The sequence below is a fragment of the Vibrio sp. 10N.286.55.E10 genome (genome assembly GCF_002872555.1).
GTDB classification, from domain to species: Bacteria; Pseudomonadota; Gammaproteobacteria; order Enterobacterales; family Vibrionaceae; genus Vibrio; species Vibrio crassostreae.
In genome coordinates, this window is record NZ_MCSD01000024.1 from 230537 (window position 1) to 244333 (window position 13797).

The following is a 13797-nucleotide window of genomic DNA, read 5'->3' on the forward strand; positions in this document are numbered from 1 at the left end:
CGGCCCTCAGAATGAGAGCCGTAGACCGTTAATTTGCTGACTTAGTAGCTAGTGACTTAGTCGCTTAGTCGCTTAGTAAATTGGAAGCTTGGAACTTCAAAAGCTTAGAAGCACAATAAATCTTATAGTTAACGAAATCAGTTCGAAGGCTTGAACTGAGATTTACGCATACGGTTAAGAGCTGCCATCACATCTAATGTTCTTGGTTTCGCTAAATCACCGTAGTTAGGCATGTTAGCGTGCCATTCGTTTTCCAAAATAGCGTTGAACTCTTTCGCTGGGTTGTTTGACCAACCTGGAGTTTGTGCAAATTGGAACCAAGCCCAACCGATCGCGTTTACTTCAGATGGCGATTCTAATTGCTCAAGCGCAGAAAGGTCTGCGAACTCTTTACCAAAACGCAGTGACTCTTTGCCTTTCGCGTTAACACGGAATTTACCGTCAGTTAGAATGTTCATTAGCGATGCGCGGTTCAATGAACGCGGCACAAACGTTTCTAAAGCCGTCTCGCATTCATTAGTACGCTGGGTAGGGTGCTGAGCAATAACGTCTTTTGCTTTTTCCGTCACATCTACCGCTTGGTAGTCGTGCATTTGAATCACAGTGTTCGCCACATCCAGGTAATCACCAGAGCCACCCATTACAACAATGGTAGAGATGTCCATCTCTTCACGAAGTTGGCCAATGCGGTCGACAAGTGGCGTGATTGGCTCATCGCCTTTTGACACTAGCGCTTGCATACGCTCATCACGAATCATGAAGTTAGTCGCTGATGTATCTTCATCGATAAGTAGAGTTTGAACACCGGCTTCAATTGATTCTTGTAACCAAGCCGCTTGAGACGTAGAGCCAGATGCATCTTGTGTACTGAAATCAGACGTGTCTTTCTGCATAGGTAAATGATTGATGTAGTTTGACAGGTTCAAGCTGTGCACACATCGACCATCTTCAGCACGTATCTTCATCGTATCAATCGCAGTTACGATGCCTTCACGACCGTCACCAGGAATATGGTTGTAGATAGAACGTTCAACGGCGTTCAACAGAGTCGATTTACCATGAAAACCACCACCAACGATTAGCGTAATGCCTTTTGGAATACCTAGGCCAGTCACGTCACCTTGATTTGGTGTGTTTAATGTAACGCTCAACGACTCTGGAGCTGCGAAAGGCACCGCGTCTTTCATCGGCAGGTCACAGTTACCCGCGATACGCGGTAGTACACTGCCGTTTGCAACGAACGCCGCTAGGTTATTTTCGTCCAATTGAGCACGCAGTGCTTCTTGGTCTTCAATCGTTTCACAGTGCTTAATCATTGCATCGATGTTCAACTCACGCTCAAGCGTTGCGCGACGAATAAACTTCGGTAAGTAGAAAGTGATGATGTTGTTCGCTTTCTTAGCAAGAATGCTACGGCCATCAGCAGGTAGGTTGATACGGAAACGAATTTCGATACCGTGTTCTGTGAAAACAACGGCCGTATTGTCTAATACTGTTTGGCCCGTCAGGGCGATAGACACGGTCGATTCTTGTTTCGCGAACTCAGAGAAGCTACGTGCGATAAAGTCACGAGCGGCTACTTGGTATTCATAAGATTTTTCTTTCAGCCAATCTAACCCGGTCAAAGACCACGCGCGCGTTGCACGAAAACGAGAAGCTGACGCGTATGGGTCACCTTGAATGTGGTCGATGTGTAATTCAAAATCAGCAAAGTCGTATTGACCTTTAATTTGTTGATATGCACGGTAGTTTTGTTTTTCGAGCTTTTTAAGCTTTGCAGTCAACTGATCCATAACGAGGAATGCCTATATAAGGGGAAAGATAAAAACAGAAAGGCGGCGATTATAAAAATCACCACCTTTAGAGTAAAGAGAAAGTAGGCCTAAATCCAAAACTAACTGCTCTTTTCCGCTTTAAGCGTAGCGAGTTGTCCCCAAATAGTTTTGATTGATTAAGCTGTGTTCGAATTCTTGGCTCGGCATTGGCCTTCCGTAAAGGTAGCCTTGGCCCACATCGCAGCCTTCATTAATAATAAATTGCTCCTGAACCTCAGATTCTATGCCTTCAATCGTGACTTTTAGGTCGAGCTTTTTCGCAATTTGAACAATAGAACGAACAATTTCCGAGTCTTCGTGTGAGTTGAGCATTTGGTCGACAAAGCTCTTATCAATCTTAATGGTATCAAATGGGAATTTCTTGAGGTAACTGAAAGAAGCGTAGCCCGTGCCAAAGTCATCCAATGACAATGTAACGCCAATATCATGCAGAGATTCTAAGGTATTCTTGGCAACCACTTCATCTGCAATCAGGCCGCTCTCCGTGACTTCAAGTTCTAAGCAACGAGGTTCTAGATGGTAGGTTTCGAGTAGGTGAACCACTTGTTCCGCAAAGTGCACGTTCTTAAGTTGAATCGCAGACACATTCACGGCCATTTTGAAATCGTCAACGTATTCAGACCACTCTTTGGCTTTTTCAATCGCATTGCGAAGAACAAAGCTACCCACTTCGAAAATCAAACCGTTTTGCTCAGCCATATGTATCAAGGTTTCGTTAGAAATGTCACCCAAAACAGGATGTCGCCAACGGAGCAAAGCTTCTGCACCAACCCAGCGATGCGTCAGCGGGCATACCTTGGGTTGAAAGTAGAGCATAAGGTCATCATTGCGAACGGCTTGAAGCAAATAGCCTTCGATCTTATTAATATGGGTTTGTTCTTCGGTATGAGATTGAGAGTAGTAAGCGAACTTTTGTCCTGAATCTTTACAGGCTAACATCGCTTCAGAAGATTTTTGCAGAATGCGTTCCGCATCATCTTCGTCGTTCGTAACTGCAATCCCAATAAAGGCGTGCAAATGCACTTTGTCACTTTCGATATCAAATTCTGAATGGCCAACTTTAACTAGCGTCTGGCAAAGTTCTTCTAGGCGATGGTCTAAATCTTTAACGCTAAACGCCAACACGAGGTCAACTGAAGTAGGGCGTGCTGTTAACACTTCTATATCAGAGATACTGTCGATGCGTTTTCGGTATTCAACAAGTACTTGGTCTAACGCACTATAGCCGTATCGAGCTTGTATGCGTCTGCCGTTGGTAAAACCAATATGAACGACTGCAAATGAGCTGTCTGTTAGCCTTCTTTGTGACAGTAGCTTGTGGTTCAAGCGAGATTCAAATGCGGTTCGGTTTAAAAAGCCTGTACCGAGATCGTGATTCTTTTGGAAATTGATCTTTTGCTCTGCTGCTTTTCGCTTATCAATCTCTTGATTTAATGAATAATTAAGACTCGCAAGGTCTTTAGTCCGAGTGTAAACACGGTTTTTCAAGTCTCTATTCATTTGAGTGAGCTTAGCATGCTGAAACAGGGTTTTAAGCTGGGACTCTATCGAGGTGCGAAAGCTCTGTAAAAGCTTGATATAGGTGGGAGTGTAGTGGTTTTCTTTTGAATCTAAAATGCAGATGGTGCCAAATAATTCGCCATTCGGCCAAAGCAGCGGAATACCACAGTAAGAGACTAAGCCGAGCTTGATATCTGGATTGTTTTCCCAGTCAGGATCGGCGAGGGCATTGGGTACAACAAGTTGTTGTTGAGACTCCATCACCGTTTCACAGTAAAGCCCATTACCTAAGGTTTCAGAGTCACCTTTGTTGTAAGGGTTATTTTCACTACGGCTGGTTGAGAAAACTTCAATATAGTTGGCGTGAACACGCATGATAAGTGCGGCGGGCACTTGAGTGATTTGAGCCAAGAGGTCAACAATGTTCTGCCAACCTGACTCCATATCGTCTGGAATATCTAAGTCTATCGTTTTTATTTTCTTCATATGACTCCGAGTCAATTATGCTAAATGCATCAACACATCCTGTGTTAATTATGATGAACCAAATAAACTATGAACCTTACGTTAATTAATTATAAGAAATGTTGCACGAAAAAACCTCCGCAATTTTGCAGAGGTTTTCAAATGTGAATCTGGGTCTCAGTAATGAGATAAGTTTCGATTAAGGCTTTAATTTTATAAAATCTTCAGTATTAAGTTTCTGGTTATAGTCTACCGAAGGTTGAGCAAACCCATTTAACTGCAGAAACTCCTCTTTAAACCCTTGGTAATCGCCTAACATTTTGAAGTTGTTCTCATCCATCTTTTCTAACAGCTCTGTTACGTGTGCTTGGGTTTCAGGGTCTAATTCCCAGTCATCCATACGAATCAGACGTTCACCATCAAGTGGCACTTTAGTTTGTCCATACAGTTTGCAGCTAAACAAGCGCTGCATCTGTTCAATACAACCTTCGTGGGTCTCTTTCTCTTTCATAACTTTGTACAAAGCAAGTAGATAAGGGCTGAGTCCCGGGATGAAAACGCTCGCTTTAGTGACTAGGGCTTTACAGACAGTCGCGTAAGCGTTGCCATCAAAGTTAGCTAACTCTAAGTTAAGTGCGTGGCTGGTTTGGTGAAGGTCGATCTTAGCTCGCCCCAATGTCCCGTCTAAATAGATAGGGTGTGTGACTTCTGGACCAACATAAGAAAACGCGATTGTCTTACAACCCGGGGCGATAGATTCAGCGTTGATAAGCTCATCTATCCATTGTTCCCAATCTTCGCCGCCCATCACTTTGAGTGTGCTTTCGGCTTCTTCTTCCGTTGCAGCATCAAGTGTGTTTGTCACCCAATTGTCGTGCTCCAGAGAAATCGTCGCGCCAGTTACGCTTTCACCAATAGGCTTGATGGCAGAGCGCCAAAACTCATCGGAATCTGGTTTAGGACGAACGCCCGCAGCTAAGCTATAGATAATCAGGTCCACTTCACCTTCAAAGTAGGTTTCAATGGCTTCAACAACTTGTGAACGTGTTTCTTGCGAAAATGCATCGCCAACGATATTGATAGCAGTGCGTTGCTCTCGTTCTGCTTCTTTTTTGAAGTAGATGTTGTTGTACCAACCAGCACTACCTAGGGATTTTTCGTTTGGACCGCGCTCGAATGAGACGCCGATAGTGTCAGCTTTTGCGCCGCCAAAGGTAAGGGCAATACGAGCGGCAAGGCCAAAGCCTGAGGAAGCGCCGATAATCAGTACGCGTTTAGGGCCATCTTTGATTTGCGGCGCACTCTTAACAAACTTGATTTGTTGCTTTACGGCTTCTTGACAGCCAAGAGGGTGAGTGCTTTTGGCTACCACACCCTTGATAACAGGTTCGATCAGCATAAATAACCTTACAGTTAACGGTGATATGCACTCAGGCTAACGTAAAGCTGTGTAAAATTTATTGAGCTAGACCATTAAAACTTAAAGATACTGATATAATTCTTCGGCGACGAATTCAGCAATCCAAGGTTGAGCTTCTGGTTTTGGATGCAGTCCATCGTTCATCATCCACTCAGGTTTAAGGATGATGTGCTCAAGGAAAAAGGGCAAAAGTGGCACGTTTTGTTGATCAGCAAGCGCTGCAAAAACGTATTCAAACTGCTGGTTGTAACGCTTTCCGTAATTCGGTGGGATTTTTATCTGCATCATTATAGGTTTCGCGCCCGCAGCTTTTATCTGCTCAATGATTTGATCAAGATTCGCAGACATCAGCTTCGGTGGGAATCCACGAAGTCCATCATTCGCACCAAGTTCAATAAGAACAGTGTCTGGAGCGTGTTCTTCAAGCAATTGTGGTAGGCGAGCCAAACCATTGCCAGTTGTGTCACCCGAAATACTTCCGTTAACCACGGTGACTGTTTTGTCATGCTTTGCTAATGCGTCTGGTAACAGGCTTGGCCAACTCTGTTTGATGTCCATGTTGTAACCAGCACTCAAGCTATCACCAAGGACCAGTAGCTTAGAATCTAACTCGGTATCTTGAGCCAAAGAAGCGGTTGAAAATAAAATAAAGAATAAAAAGGAAATTAGTCGAGTCATGCATACATCCATCATTAAAGCAGAAGCTGTTTCGAAGACAGTGTCTACTAATCAAGAACATTTAACAATCCTAGAGCACGTCGATATCGATATTCGTGAAGGCGAAACCGTCGCGATTGTCGGCACGTCTGGTGCGGGTAAGTCGACCCTAATGACGCTGCTAGCTGGTCTTGACGTACCAACGAAAGGTGAAATCAGTTTATTAGGGCAGCCACTTTCACAGCTTGATGATGAGGCAAGGGCTAAGATCCGTAGTGAATCGGTTGGGTTTGTATTTCAAAGCTTCTTATTAATCCCAAGCCTATCTGCACTACAAAATGTCACGCTGCCTTGTTTGTTGAAGGGAGAAGACGAAGACATCGAACGCGCGACTGCTTTGCTTGAATCCGTAGGCTTGAAAGACAGGCTTGATCACTTGCCGTCCCAATTATCTGGTGGTGAGCAACAAAGGGTCGCGTTGGCGCGCGCATTTATGATCAAGCCAAAAATCCTTTTTGCTGATGAACCCACAGGTAACCTAGACCAGCAAACGGCTGCCAAGATTGTTGAGTTGTTGTTTGAATTGAACTCATCTCACGGCACCACGTTGGTTTTGGTGACACACGATCCTAAGCTTGCACAACGTTGCCAAAGAACACTTAAGATGCATGTCGGTCAGATAGAGGAAGTCTAAATTGAATTCATCAAACGGACTGAATAAACGCCTTTTTTCATGGAGTATTGAAGAGATTCGACACGGTCAGTTGTGGCCAGTTTCAATCGCTTTAACGCTTATTATTGCTTGTGTGTTTGCATTGTCGGCGTTGGCAGAACGTATGGAGCAGGTAATTGTTAAGCAGGGCAAAGATGCACTTACTGCCGATAGCGTGTTCATATCAGCAAACCCAATTCCGCAATCCTTGTTAGACCTCACTCAAGTTGAGCAACTAGAAAGCTCCCAACTAACCCGTTTTTCAACCATGGCATTCAGTGACAACTCGATGCAGTTAGTGACGGTGAAAGCGGTTGAAAGTAATTACCCATTACGTGGCGAAATGATCTTAGAGGGCGTTGATAAAGCATTAAGTAACCATGTTGAGCCGGGTGAACTTTGGCTAGACGAGCGTATATTTGCGCAGTTAGAAGTAGACATTGGTGACAATGTCACTATTGGTGATGCCGATTTAACGATAACAGGGCGTATCACTCAAGAACCGGGCTTGAGCTTTAACCCATTCCAGCAAATGCCAGCTGTATTGATACACAAAAGCGATATCGATGCGACTGGTGCCATTCAACCGGGAAGCCGTGTAAGTTTCAGGCTGTTCTTGAACGGTGATGATTCAAAACTGAAAGCCGCGCAAGACAGCGTAGAATTAACCCCGAGTGACCGCTGGCGTACTCAAGATTCTGCGAGCCGTACTAACGACATTTTCGAAAGCACGACTCAATATCTTTCGCTAACCGTTGCTATCGTTGTGATCATGGCTGCGACCACTTTGGTACTCACGTGCCAACATTATGTGGCGAGTCGTCGTAAAACCATCGCGATGCTTAAGAGTTTAGGTGCAAGCAAGCAGTGGATCGTTAAATGGTTGTCTGTACAGGTCTCTCTGTTAGTGGTTATCGGTGCAGTACTGGGAATTACCATAGGTATCGGCTTAGAGTTTTTGCTTCGTATACCTCTGGGTGACTTATTACCAACGCCGCTTCCTAGCTATGGTATTGAACCTGCTATCTTGTCGATTTTATCAAGTATCTTAATTGGTGTTCCTGCTCTTGGTATCCCGTTAATTGGCTTGGTCAACACCTCAGCAATCAGTGTTATTCAATCAAGTCACCAGTCAAATGAAAGCTATAAGAAATACTTGTTGTTACTGGTACCGATCATTCCAATGATGCTGATGTATGGCGACAATCTATTGGTATGGATAGTTCTAGCTGGTATCGCTTGCCTGTTCTTAGTGCTCGCAATTGTGAGTACGCTTGTTTTGCGCTTAGTTGGTAAGCTGCCGACGTCGACATCTATGCGTTTGGCATTAAGCCGAATTAATCGCACACCATTAGCAACTGGAATTCAATTTGGCTCTTTGGCACTGTCACTGATGTTGTTGTCTATCATCTGGTTGGTCAGAAGTGATTTACTGTCAGATTGGCAACAAACCTTGCCCGAGAACGCGCCCAATGCGTTTGCACTTAACATTGCAAGCTATGAAAAAGACAGTTATCTCGAGACGATTGATGCAAACGAAGTAGAGCGCACTCAGGCGTTTCCAATTATCCGAGGAAGATTGACGACTATCAACGGTGTTGAAGCGTCGGAATACAGCGATACCTCAAGAGAAACAGACGCACTAAGTCGCGAGATCAACTTCACTTGGGGAGATAGCTTACCTGAGTACAATGAAGTGTTAGAAGGCCGCTGGACACAAGAGCATGGCGTATCGGTGGAATCGGATGTCGCGAAGCAGTTGGGTCTAAAGATTGGCGATGAGCTTTCGTTCACAATCAACAGCCAGAATGTCTCTGCCCAGGTGAATAGCATCCGTAAAGTCGAGTGGCGTGAAATGAAGCCGAACTTCTATTTCATCTTTACTCCAGATGTCTTGAGTTCAATTCCTTCTACTTGGCTAGTGAGCTTCAGATTAGAAGAACAACATAACCAAATGCTCAACGAACTCTCTCGAAATCACCCAACCGTGAGTTTGATGGATATTCGTAAGATGGGTAGCAAGATACAAGAACTGCTCAAACAGATTGTTTGGTCGATTACTGTACTTGCGGCGTTAGGTGTGGTGGCGGGGCTGTTGCTTATCTTCACTCTATTGCGATTAAGCTTATCTCAAAGACAACAAGAGATACGCTTGTATCGAACATTAGGCGCGAGTAAGAAGCGAATTCTCAATACTATTTGGTGTGAGTACGGGTTAATGGCGTTAGTCGCAGGCTCAATTGCAGCACTCGGTTCTGAGCTCAGCGTAGCAGGCGTTATGAACTTTGGCTTTGAGTTACAACCTTCACTTCACCCGATGCTGTGGATAGCGCTACCTGTGCTAACGTTCATCACATTGGCCGCGGTAGTGAATAGCTTAATCAAACGCTTGTTGGCACCAGTAAACAAGAATTTTGGTTAGTGGTTAGCGTGATCTAACCAAATGCTTTAAAACGGTCTAAAAGTGAAATTATTTATATTTAGTCATGCACTATTTATAAGACGTCGCTTTAGACCGTTTTTTATTTGACCAATACATAGCACAACTGACAAATATCTCACCTTTATTTCCCAACTTTTTAGTATTTTTTAAAACTAATTGCACAATAATGCCGATTTAATGAATAGCGGTTAGTCCCTGTAAACAAAGGGTTTGCGCAACTTAGCAAGAACGTTATCAACAGTTATCCACAAAAACGGTGGATAACTTTAGGGATAAGTTAACATCTATGTTTTAAGAGTACTGAGGCAGCCTTTATGTGGCGTCACTTAGGACAAATTTGACTGTTAGAATAACCTTTAAAACTCTATCTGGAGTTATTGAGTCAAGAGATTATTTATGTTTTTTACATAGATATTAAATCCCGCCTATCTAAGACCTTGATAAAAATGTGTTTTAATTCATCGCAGAACAAAAGTAGAATAGCGGCAGTTAATCTTATTCTACAGAACACGATGAACCACAACAAAACGGATACAAATCAACCTTCTATTGCCATTGTTGGTGGTGGTATTGCCGGAACAACAAGCGCGATTCACTTTAGTGAGTTGGGTTTTAAGGTCACTATCTTGGAAAAAGGGCCGAGTTTGGTTAATGGTCCACCAATTTGCCACCTACACGCTGGCGGCAATTTGTATCGAGATATTTCTGTAGAGCAGTGTCTCCAGTTGCTTACGCAGTCAATTGATACTGTCCGCTTATTTCCTCATACGATCAATATCCGCCCGACAATCATAGCCGTTCCGCACAGTGATGGTGGAGAGCCGTTGGATCTGCTTCCTCGCCTTAAGATAATCAAGAGCGCTTATACCGAACTTGTTAAACAAGATAAGAGCAACCAAGTGCTTGGTGATCCGGAAGAGTATTACAAGCTGTACAGCAAAGAAGACTTACTAGCACTTTCTACAAAAACTCAGCCCCTGAAACCCACATCACTTGATGATTGGTGTGTTCCTTTTGCCAAACATACAGATTTAGAGACCCTTAAGTATCCTGTTGCTATGGTTCAAGAGTACGGCTGGAGTGTATTCCGCTTATCTGCGACCGCTCAACTGTCTTTAGGGCAACAAGCTAACTGTACCGTGTTAACCAATAGCCGATTACAATCTGTTGAGTCGACGAGCCAAGGTTGGTCTTTGACTTATACCGATGCCGAAAACCAAAGCTGCCAACTAACGACCGATTACTTGATCAATGCCAGTGGATTTGAAACAGGTATTGTGGACGACTTTGTTGGCTCTAAGCAGCAAAGACTGGTTGAGTTTAAAGCCGCATACGTTACAGAGTGGCCGTATTCACAAGAATGCAAGGAAGAGTGGCCAGAGGTTATCTTCCATGGTCCGAGAGGCACTCCGCAAGGTATGGCCCAATTAACGCCGTATGCTGATGGTGTATTCCAACTTCATGGTATGACAGAAGGGATTACTTTGTTTGAGGGAGGGCTTGTTTCATCATCAACAGACTCGTCACAGCCACAGTTGCCTTCGAAGTTGCTTAAGAAAATTGTATCGGGTTGGAGTGAAGAGCAGCTTGAATTAAGAACTCGCGCGGCAATAACGCATATGTCTCAGTTCATCCCAAGTTTCAGCTCTGCACAGGTGGGTGGCAAGCCTTTGTTTGGAGCGCAGCAAATACCAGGAACGGATCCTAGCTTAAGAGCTTCAGACGTCTCATTCTGTGGTGAACGCTATGCTCGACTTGAAGTAGTGAAAGCTTCTTCAACATTAGAAGCGGCACAAAAGGTTGCTGAGCAATGGTTTGATGTATCAGAGGCGGTATCTATTGAAGATATGCACTCAGTGACAATGTCACTTAATCTAAATGATATTGAGAACCGAGCAATAGATTTGACCAAAGAACGTGGATACCCAGAAGCGCTTGCAAAGGTGTCAGGCCAAGATCACGCTTAATAGCCAATCATCATCGACTGCGCTTAACTTCTCCAATTCGGCTTACCGTAATAGATAAGCCGAATCTTCATTCAAACGCCAGCTTAGATACCGAAACTCACCTAAACTACATCTTCCTCGCTAATTATTCTTAGCTACATAGCACATAACACATAGCAAAGACTAATAGCCGAAAAACTGAGCCCATTGGCACCAAACATCTTGTAAGCCTAAGCGATCGCCTTTGCTGAACGATATCTCATGTCCCGGTTTGGCTTGTGCCAAGCGCGGCAAATCGATTCTGGCGACACATCCAATCTTCGGATAACCACCTATGGTCTGTCTGTCATTAAGCAACACGATAGGTTGTCCATCTTTAGGGATTTGAATTGCACCTAAGGCAATGCCTTCTGACAACAGCGAAATGTTAGGCGAGTCGACGGGATCGCCACTGAGTAGATAACCCATCCGATTAGAATTTTGATCAACGTGATACTGCGCGTTATACAAAGTCTCTCTTGCTGAATCGGAGAATAGCTCGCTTTGATAGCCTTCAATAACTCGTAGGTTCACGGGCAGGTTGTAATCAGGCTTGTATCTGAAGGTAACACTCAACGCTTTGAATGGACGAGAGAGTGAGTGTTGGGTAAATGCTATTTGTTGACCTTGCTGGCATGGCTCTCCATCTTGTGTTAATCCACCAATCTTTTCACGAGTCACCGTAGAGCAGCTATGAAGAGTTGATGGAACATCAAAGCCGCCTTTAATGGCTAAATACGCCCTTAAACCATTTTTAGGTAAACCAAATGAGAGAACTTGCCCCTTAAAAGCTTGAAAAGTACGCCAGTTAGCCTGTGGTTTACCATCAAGCTTCGCCTGTAAATCGCCCCCGCATAGCGCCATCTCGCAATCAAAATCAATTCGTAACGAGCATTGTCCAAGCGTGATTTCCAAAGCAGCTTGGTTTACTGGGTTGCCCAATAGATGATTGGCCCAGCTATAAGAGTAATCATCAACCGGCCCACCTTGCGTTAATCCTAGATGAGCAACACCAAATCGCCCAAAATCTTGTATCAAACTCAACGGACCGGGCTTAATCACGGTCAGTGTTGGTCTAGCGTTTGTCTTAGCCATTTACGATGCCTCCACCCAACTCTGCAAATTCTTGTTTTGAAATCGCGATGAAACGAACGGTGTCACCAACATTAAGCAGAGACAATGGTCTTTGAGTGATATCGGCGTTCTTCAATTGGCTATGCTCGAACAACGGAAGCGGGCAATTACCAATAATATTCCAGCCGCCCGGCGAGTCCGAAGGGTACACAGCTGTTTTAGTATCCGCGATGGCGATACTGCCTTTGGGCACATTTAAGCGGGGTGTAAAGTGACGGGGCAAAGCAAGCTCATTAACCACATCAGACATAAACGCAAAGCCAGGCATAAACCCAATAGCACTGACGCTGTATGTCTGTGAGGTGTGATATTGAATAATATCGTCCAGCGATAGGCCTTTGTCTTGATACCTGTCTAAATCGAGCGCCGTTTCTGGTGAATAATAGGCAGGAAGCTCAATCGTATTACGAATTTTACTAACACTAGAAAAGGACGATAGAGCGTGATTCATCAAATTATTGAGTTGTTCAATGAGCTGCTGTTCTGATATTCGATAAGGTAGGTAATCGACCAATATTGTTTGGTAAGCCGGCGTCACATTCATCAACACCGATGCTAAATTTTGGCGAATGGCATCGGAAAAGTGAGCCATATACTGCACATATTCAGCGCTAGATTGATTATTTGAAGGCGATAGCGTCAAAGTCACCAAAACGCTGCATTCCGCGACTGGCGCTATATTGAATTCAATCTTATTCGTCATCATTTCGTTTCCATACGTTTGTTTGCCTTTTGTTTGCTTACTTGGCATGTCTCACTTCCGCGAATAAACCAATACAAAGCAATTGAATCTTACGAGCGATTGATTAGGTGCTTGGTTAGGCGAACGAACAGGCCATGCGTCATACCAATCACACGCTTCATACTAATTAAAAGCGTTGAGGTCTTGTCTAATTTTTCTAATTAATGCAATAGATTGAGGGTTATCGCCATGAACACAGATGGTATCGGCTTCAATAGGCAGTCTTTCGCCCTCTAAAGTCGTGACTGAGCCATAGTTAATGATTTGCATGACTTGGTTATAGATATCGTCTTGATTGACGTAAACCGAGCCTTTTTGAGTACGTGGTGCTAGTTGCCCGTTGTTCAAATAGGCACGGTCGGCAAACGCTTCAAACAAAAGGGGTAAATCATGGTCGTCAGCAATATCCAAATACTGTTGATTGTCTGATGAAGAGAGAATCATCAAGGGGATGTTAAATTCAGCGACTGCTTGGGCTACCGCATTAAACACATCAATGTTCGCCATCATATCGTTATAAAGGGCGCCATGAGGTTTAACATAGCCAACAGAGGTGTGGTGATAGCGACATAGGGCTTGTAGTGCACCGACTTGATAGCAAACCAGCTCACTAATTTCATCCATAGTGTGTGGAATGGAGCGGCGTCCAAAACCAACTAAATCTTGATAACCGGGATGAGCACCAATTTGAGTGTGATAGTGCTGAGCCAGTTTTATCGTCTTGGACATAACGTGCGGATCAGACGCGTGAAAACCACAAGCGATGTTTGCCATATCGACCCATTCCATGACCGACTCATCATCGCCCATCTTCCAATTGCCGAAACTTTCTCCCATGTCGCAATTAAGCAAAATCTTCGTTGTCACGTGGTGCTAATCCTTTACGTTGAGGTAAGTAATGACG

At 44.1% G+C, this 13797-nt stretch carries 10 protein-coding genes; 3 read left to right on the forward strand and 7 right to left on the reverse strand.

Going from position 1 to position 13797, the window contains the following annotated elements:
• Positions 1-137 precede the first annotated feature (137 nt).
• The 4 genes from BCV39_RS14885 to BCV39_RS14900 all read right to left on the reverse strand — a co-directional run bounded on the left by BCV39_RS14885 (position 138) and on the right by BCV39_RS14900 (position 5898).
• On the reverse strand, positions 138-1793 hold the full coding sequence (locus tag BCV39_RS14885) for an ABC-ATPase domain-containing protein (RefSeq protein ID WP_048660185.1): 1656 nt from the start codon (positions 1791-1793) through the stop codon (positions 138-140).
• Positions 1794-1913: 120 nt separating this feature from the next.
• Positions 1914-3821 carry an EAL domain-containing protein gene (locus BCV39_RS14890; protein ID WP_102432523.1) on the reverse strand — a complete coding sequence of 636 codons (1908 nt, stop codon included), beginning with the start codon at positions 3819-3821 and terminating at the stop codon, positions 1914-1916.
• Between the two features lie 178 nt (positions 3822-3999).
• A complete protein-coding gene (gene fabV / locus BCV39_RS14895) occupies positions 4000-5199 on the reverse strand; it encodes an enoyl-ACP reductase FabV (RefSeq protein ID WP_102432524.1) in 1200 nt (399 codons plus the stop codon).
• 81 nt (positions 5200-5280) lie between these two features.
• On the reverse strand, positions 5281-5898 hold the full coding sequence (locus tag BCV39_RS14900) for an arylesterase (RefSeq protein WP_076657240.1): 618 nt from the start codon (positions 5896-5898) through the stop codon (positions 5281-5283).
• Between BCV39_RS14900 and BCV39_RS14905 the strand changes: the two genes are divergently transcribed.
• From BCV39_RS14905 to BCV39_RS14915, 3 genes are all read left to right on the forward strand, one after another.
• Entirely contained in the window at positions 5897-6571 is a 675-nt protein-coding gene (locus BCV39_RS14905) for an ABC transporter ATP-binding protein (RefSeq protein WP_004730959.1), read from the forward strand. The two genes, BCV39_RS14900 and BCV39_RS14905, sit on opposite strands and share 2 nt — an antisense overlap.
• A 1-nt stretch (position 6572) precedes the next feature.
• Positions 6573-9011 (forward strand): ABC transporter permease, encoded by a 2439-nt coding sequence (locus BCV39_RS14910; protein WP_102432525.1) that lies wholly within the window; start codon positions 6573-6575, stop codon positions 9009-9011.
• A gap of 533 nt (positions 9012-9544) precedes the next feature.
• The gene (locus tag BCV39_RS14915) at positions 9545-10999 is read left to right on the forward strand and encodes an NAD(P)-binding protein (RefSeq protein WP_102432526.1); all 1455 of its coding nucleotides are present in this window, start codon (positions 9545-9547) and stop codon (positions 10997-10999) included.
• Between the two features lie 162 nt (positions 11000-11161).
• Here the strand turns inward: BCV39_RS14915 and BCV39_RS14920 are convergent, their stop codons facing one another.
• The 3 genes from BCV39_RS14920 to BCV39_RS14930 all read right to left on the reverse strand — a co-directional run bounded on the left by BCV39_RS14920 (position 11162) and on the right by BCV39_RS14930 (position 13760).
• The gene (locus tag BCV39_RS14920; RefSeq protein WP_102432527.1) at positions 11162-12112 is read right to left on the reverse strand and encodes a biotin-dependent carboxyltransferase family protein; all 951 of its coding nucleotides are present in this window, start codon (positions 12110-12112) and stop codon (positions 11162-11164) included.
• A complete protein-coding gene (locus tag BCV39_RS14925; RefSeq protein WP_102432533.1) occupies positions 12105-12857 on the reverse strand; it encodes a carboxyltransferase domain-containing protein in 753 nt (250 codons plus the stop codon). The genes BCV39_RS14920 and BCV39_RS14925 overlap by 8 nt, the downstream gene beginning before the upstream one ends.
• A gap of 159 nt (positions 12858-13016) precedes the next feature.
• Positions 13017-13760 (reverse strand): 5-oxoprolinase subunit PxpA, encoded by a 744-nt coding sequence (locus BCV39_RS14930; RefSeq protein WP_048660176.1) that lies wholly within the window; start codon positions 13758-13760, stop codon positions 13017-13019.
• Positions 13761-13797: the final 37 nt, after the last annotated feature.

Excerpts from the sequence above, each read along its gene's own strand:
- BCV39_RS14885 (WP_048660185.1), bottom strand. The coding sequence starts at position 1,793 with ATGGATCAGTTGACTGCAAAGCTTAAAAAGCTCGAAAAACAAAACTAC.
- BCV39_RS14890 (WP_102432523.1), bottom strand. The coding sequence starts at position 3,821 with ATGAAGAAAATAAAAACGATAGACTTAGATATTCCAGACGATATGGAG.
- fabV (WP_102432524.1), bottom strand. The coding sequence starts at position 5,199 with ATGCTGATCGAACCTGTTATCAAGGGTGTGGTAGCCAAAAGCACTCAC.
- BCV39_RS14905 (WP_004730959.1), top strand. The coding sequence starts at position 5,897 with ATGCATACATCCATCATTAAAGCAGAAGCTGTTTCGAAGACAGTGTCT.
- BCV39_RS14900 (WP_076657240.1), bottom strand. The coding sequence starts at position 5,898 with ATGACTCGACTAATTTCCTTTTTATTCTTTATTTTATTTTCAACCGCT.
- BCV39_RS14915 (WP_102432526.1), top strand. The coding sequence starts at position 9,545 with ATGAACCACAACAAAACGGATACAAATCAACCTTCTATTGCCATTGTT.
- BCV39_RS14920 (WP_102432527.1), bottom strand. The coding sequence starts at position 12,112 with ATGGCTAAGACAAACGCTAGACCAACACTGACCGTGATTAAGCCCGGT.
- BCV39_RS14925 (WP_102432533.1), bottom strand. The coding sequence starts at position 12,857 with ATGATGACGAATAAGATTGAATTCAATATAGCGCCAGTCGCGGAATGC.